5 protein-coding genes are annotated in these 3,466 nt (G+C 47.3%); all 5 read right to left on the bottom strand.

Going from position 1 to position 3,466, the window contains the following annotated elements; genetic code table 11:
* Nucleotides 1-69 precede the first annotated feature (69 nt).
* A complete protein-coding gene (locus tag A4E24_RS00085; RefSeq protein ID WP_292350616.1) occupies nucleotides 70-900 on the bottom strand; it encodes an NAD(+)/NADH kinase in 831 nt (276 codons plus the stop codon).
* A 4-nt stretch (nucleotides 901-904) separates the two neighbouring features.
* Nucleotides 905-1,705, bottom strand: coding sequence for a bifunctional fructose-bisphosphatase/inositol-phosphate phosphatase (locus tag A4E24_RS00080; RefSeq protein WP_292350615.1), 801 nt, complete (start codon nucleotides 1,703-1,705; stop codon nucleotides 905-907).
* A 13-nt stretch (nucleotides 1,706-1,718) separates the two neighbouring features.
* On the bottom strand, nucleotides 1,719-2,726 hold the full coding sequence (locus A4E24_RS00075) for a type II glyceraldehyde-3-phosphate dehydrogenase (protein ID WP_292350613.1): 1,008 nt from the start codon (nucleotides 2,724-2,726) through the stop codon (nucleotides 1,719-1,721).
* A gap of 121 nt (nucleotides 2,727-2,847) precedes the next feature.
* Nucleotides 2,848-3,036: a CooT family nickel-binding protein gene (locus A4E24_RS00070; RefSeq protein ID WP_292350611.1), complete on the bottom strand. Its 189-nt coding sequence runs from the start codon at nucleotides 3,034-3,036 to the stop codon at nucleotides 2,848-2,850.
* 13 nt (nucleotides 3,037-3,049) lie between these two features.
* The coding region (locus tag A4E24_RS00065; RefSeq protein ID WP_292350607.1) for a DUF89 domain-containing protein at nucleotides 3,050-3,466 on the bottom strand (417 nt) is incomplete at its 5' end.

Raw genomic sequence — 3,466 nt, 5'->3', positions numbered from 1 at the left:
AATTTTCGCAATCAAGCGATACTATTATAATCAGAATGACCGGTATGTCACTACCACTTGAACAAAATATCAGGCGAGCTTGTTCTTAACTTTCTCGTAGAAGCCATCTATAGGCATTTTTACAAAACGTGCCGGATCCCTGGCCCTTGTAAGCGTTATCACATCATGTTCATGGATATGATATGTATGCTGCCCGTCCAATACGATCACAGCCTCTTTTTCAGGCATTGTCATTGTTAGTCTTATCTTGCTGCTGCCAGGCACAACCCATGGCCTTGCAGAGAGCTTAAATGGGGCGAGAGGCACTATCAGTGTTGCATCAACCCTTGGGTCGATTATCGGCCCTCCTGCACTCATCGCGTAAGCCGTTGAGCCTGTAGGCGTTGCTATTACCACTCCATCGGCACGCATTTCATCGATCTGGGATTCATCCACACATACACTGAATGACAGTATCTTTGCAGGTCTGGAGGTGATCAGCACCAGCTCGTTCGTGGCACACGGAAGCTGATCCTCATTGAGCTGTACAGCAAGTCTGGAGCGTTCTGTGTACGTAAACCCTTGCAGTACGTTCTCTATGGCTTCTATAGCTTCCTCAGGTTTCACATCCACCAGAAAACCCAGAGTACCCATGTTGATAGCAAGTAATGGCAGAGGATCATCCATTTTGGAAATGGTGCGCAGTACAGTTCCATCCCCGCCAACCGCAATGATGAGTTCCACACCTGCATCCCGCATAGTGTCTATTGGCATACACGGATACCTGTTTCCCAGATGTTCAGCAGTCCTGGGGGAAAGGAATATATCAACTTCTTCCCTGAAACGGCTAATTATTTTTTCTACCATCTCAAGGGCTTCATGCTTGTCATATCTTGATACGATCCCTATCTTCTTTATCATCTCATCATCTCCCGGTAATATCAAGGATTTGCTGATGTGACATACCATTCGTGGCCACCATATAGACACGGTTCACAACATTATCCTGAAGCAACAGCTTGCGGCCTTTTTCATCACTGACGATGCCTCCTGCTTCCTCCAGGATGAGTTTCCCTGCAGCAACGTCCGTAAGACGCAAAGAGCCTCGCACATCCACGAAAGCATCCAGTTTTCCGCAAGCAACATAGCACAGTTCAAGGGAAACACAGCCAAGGATGCGGATCCTGCGCACCGCCTGACAAAGATTGGTCGTCCTGGTCACATGAGGGTGATATCCATACACACTGACACAGAAGTCCATAAGGTCCGATCTATCTGATGGATGAATCCTGTGTCCGTTCAGGTACGCCCCTTTGCCAAGTTCCGCACAGTACACATCCCCTGTGGCAAAGTCTTTCACATATCCAAAATCGATCCCGGAAAGACAAGGGTTGGCAATAGCTATGGAGATACTATAGAAAGGGATTCCCATTGCAGCATTATGGGTTCCGTCCAGAGGGTCCATGATCAGAGCGATCTCGGGATCGCAACCAACTATCCTTTCTCCACACTCCTCACTAATTATACGTGTGGAACGACCTATTTTTTCCAGCTCCAGGATGATCGCACTTTCAGATGCATCATCAATGAGTTTTGTGGGAGTGCCATCGGCGCCAATGTACAGGGTAGTATATGCTTCGGGCGTCCCCACAAGGTCCTTTATGGCTTTGTATGAGGCTGCAGAAACCCTTTCGCAGAGTTCCAACAGCTCTCTATCTACCTGCATAAAAGAATGGGTCTCAGATACCCATTGCCTTGTTCGTCTTCTCTATGGACCTTGCACCATTGCTCTCAAGTTCCATCATTGCCCGGATAGCATCCACGTTCTCCGGGATAACATCTGATTCCTGATGGATGGCCTGGAAGAAGTATAGTTCTCCTTCGTCCACTGTGATGGACTGGTCCCATATGCAGTTCTCCCACATATCACCGCGTGGGCGGCCGAGGTCTTTTCCAAGCTCCATGATCTCAGCGGTGGAAGTGATCCCCTGACCAACGAACCTTATACGGGATTGGGCATCCAGAAGGTCTGCCACTTCATCTGCAGAGCACTGCTTGTCCATTTCGATGTTCAGACTGTGCAGGTGCATAAGGGTGGTGGAAAGCACCACAGCAGTAGAAGTGATGTTGATGTGGGGAATGACGGATTTCACATCAGGCCCATGGTGTGAGGGCAATTTGATAGGGTTTGGGACAATGGCGTTTATCGGTCCCTTCTTGACATCGTTGGGGTCAGCAGCTCTGCGCATAAGTGTCACACGTACCTTCTTTATTCCGAATTCCTGGTCAAGCGGATAGATAACTCTGCACAGTCCTGTGGTATTGCAGGAAACAACCCTTACAAAGTCCCGGCCAAGAGCTTCCTCATAATTGGCAACAGCATTGAAAGAGCATCCAGCAAGCTCGTGCTCCTCTCCACCCTGCCAGATGGCCTTGACACCTGCCTTTGTGTAAAGTGCCTTGTTCTCCTCGCCCAATCCCCCGGGAGTGCAATCAACAACTATGTCTGCGGCCTGTATCATGTCCTCTATGGTCCCGGAGGCCTGTATTCCGCCTTTTTCCATACCTTTTATCTTGTCGGCAGGTGCGTATACAGGATAACCCTTATCCAGGGCCACGAAAGCTTCGAAGTTGGGCTTGGTCTTGGATATGCCCACTATTTCCATGTCCTTCTGCATCTGCACAGCATCTGCAACACGTTTACCTATTGTTCCATAGCCATTTATAGCAACTTTTACTTTTGACATTGATAATACCTCTTCTCTCCTCTATAGCAAGTACATAATGCTTCTGGAAGATGTTCCTTCAAATTTACATTGAATGAAGCATTTGATAATTATGTGATTATATGTATTAAGTTAATAATAGTTATTTTCTGAGTATAACTATTTCCCCTTTTGAGAAGTCTATTAGTTTGATACCGCCCTTTAAGGTTGTTCTGTCCCCAAGTATGCCTATAAGTTCTATAGAATCCCCATCAACCATTACCTTTGTAACGGACTCCATCACCAGCTGTCTGGTATTATCTTCTAAAAGTATTGCGTCCAATTCACACATAATGTTCACCTGGTCATTGTTCAAATAGTCGCGCCACAGAATGGCCTACCTCCACTCCTATGTGCCTGGCCACAGGTTTGCACTTGGCCTTAAGCAGATATGCGATTGGTCCCATTTCATGCTCTGTAAGCGTTTCATAGTTCGCCATACCTTTGCTGATTATTAAAGACGCGTCCCTGAAAGCATTGAGAAGCTCTTGCGGAGCTTGCTCCATGTCCACTCCTATTGAGCCGGAACCTGTGGTCAGGACCCTGTCGACCTTTCCATCTATCCCCAGCTCTATTACATCCTTCATTGTAACGTCAGTAAGTATAGGCTCTCCCCTCACCACAAGGGTTACATGCCCCCCCAGTTCTTTTATTATGTCGAAGACAAGGGTATCAAGCAGTATCTCGCCGCAATTGTCTGCTACATATACTACATTATCCAG

The organism is Methanomethylovorans sp. PtaU1.Bin093 (assembly GCF_002067275.1).
Lineage (GTDB): Archaea > Halobacteriota > Methanosarcinia > Methanosarcinales > Methanosarcinaceae > Methanomethylovorans.
Note: the sequence above shows the minus strand (reverse complement) of the source record. Positions and strands in the feature narration are given on the sequence as shown.

Coding starts and splice junctions, on each gene's coding strand:
- A4E24_RS00085 (WP_292350616.1), bottom strand. CDS start 900: ATGATAAAGAAGATAGGGATCGTATCAAGATATGACAAGCATGAAGCC.
- A4E24_RS00080 (WP_292350615.1), bottom strand. CDS start 1,705: ATGCAGGTAGATAGAGAGCTGTTGGAACTCTGCGAAAGGGTTTCTGCA.
- A4E24_RS00075 (WP_292350613.1), bottom strand. CDS start 2,726: ATGTCAAAAGTAAAAGTTGCTATAAATGGCTATGGAACAATAGGTAAA.
- A4E24_RS00070 (WP_292350611.1), bottom strand. CDS start 3,036: ATGTGTGAATTGGACGCAATACTTTTAGAAGATAATACCAGACAGCTG.